This is a genomic window from Vibrio sp. Vb0598 (genome assembly GCF_033338935.1).
Classification (GTDB): Bacteria; Pseudomonadota; Gammaproteobacteria; order Enterobacterales; family Vibrionaceae; genus Vibrio; species Vibrio alginolyticus.
In genome coordinates this window covers 1-1258 of the sequence record NZ_JAWOTP010000162.1, presented here as the reverse complement: position 1 = coordinate 1258, position 1258 = coordinate 1, and the positions used below count along the sequence as shown (strand labels likewise).

The 1258-nt window shown below is 47.9% G+C and carries 1 protein-coding gene; it reads right to left on the bottom strand.

Features of this window, described 5'->3' with window-relative positions; genetic code table 11:
• Positions 1-1258, bottom strand: a 1258-nt coding sequence (locus R7Q38_RS23745) for a peptidase (RefSeq protein ID WP_318114514.1), incomplete at both ends; no start/stop codon positions are given.

Sequence of the window (1258 nt, the reverse complement as noted above, 5' to 3'; positions counted from 1 at the left end):
CGGCCACTTCGATGTGGCCGGCTCGGAACAAAGGTTTTGCATCGAGCAAGTGATCAGCGCGCGTATTCAGTAGCACGCCACCTTTAGCCATGTTGTGGCCGAAAACGAAAAACGGCTGCTCTTCATCTTTATCTAGCACGTCGATAGCAAACTCCATCGACTTTTCTTTGTTACCGAACAAGAAGTCACCTTCCACCACAGGACGCACCATATCGCCGACTTTGAGTTTCTTCAGCACGGGTTTGGTGATTTTTTCTTCTTTGCCTTTTTCGTTGCTCAAATAGAACGTCGCGACTTCGTCTTTGCCCTTTTCACTCAGTTCAAATCCATTCACGCGTAATAATGGCGTTTTCACGGTAAAGGTTGGATAAGCGGGAACCACGTAGCCATCAATGTTCACTTCCTCTTCCGGTGAAATCACCAATGGCTTGGACTTCAATGCACTCTTAAAGGTTTTTTCCACGCCGCCGAGCAAATTCTCTTTGTCGGTATCTATTACGAAATGTTGGCTCACTACGTCTCGGCCCAGACGGATTTGCGAACTGAACTTGCTGCGGTCTCGTAAGTACACCAACCATTGCTGAGTTTCGTTTTCGTCAATCTTGACAGGCAGATACACCAAAGGTCGCTCGCTCTTGGTGGTTTTCAACATGCGCACCAATGGCAGTGTCATAGGATGGCGCTTGCCGTTCGCACCCTCTAAGGTAAACGACACTTGCTTGGCTTTTTTATCCACTTTGATGTCGAGAGCGTGAACGTTGGTGTAACGGCTGCTTGTCGAAACGCTGGTTTTGTAGGGAATGCCTTCGATTTCTACCGTCTCTTTCTTACCAATCATTTTCGCGTTGGGTTGGTCTTGCAGGTAGTCATACCCAGCAAACACCCACGCGTTATCATCTAGGGCAGTTTTGCCAATCAGGATTGGCGCAGAGAACAGTTTGCGCGAGGTAAGGTTCACCACGGTATCTACCGTATGCCCAGCAATCGTCATCGGCATTTTTACGGTTGGACGCAAAATCGGTTTTTTGCTGGTGCGACTGCGGATAGCACTGATGCGCTCAAGATCGTCGGTTACCGTGATCTCTTTGCCAGTATAAGGATGCTGAATCGTGAAACTGACGGTGACTTGATAAGGTTCAAAACTGTTGGCTTCCCATTTGGCTTGCGTGCCACCTAAATCGTCGACAATTGCCCACAGCAGTTTGTCATCTTTAAGATTTTTGTATTGGGGATTGCTGCTGCTTACGTGAATATTTTC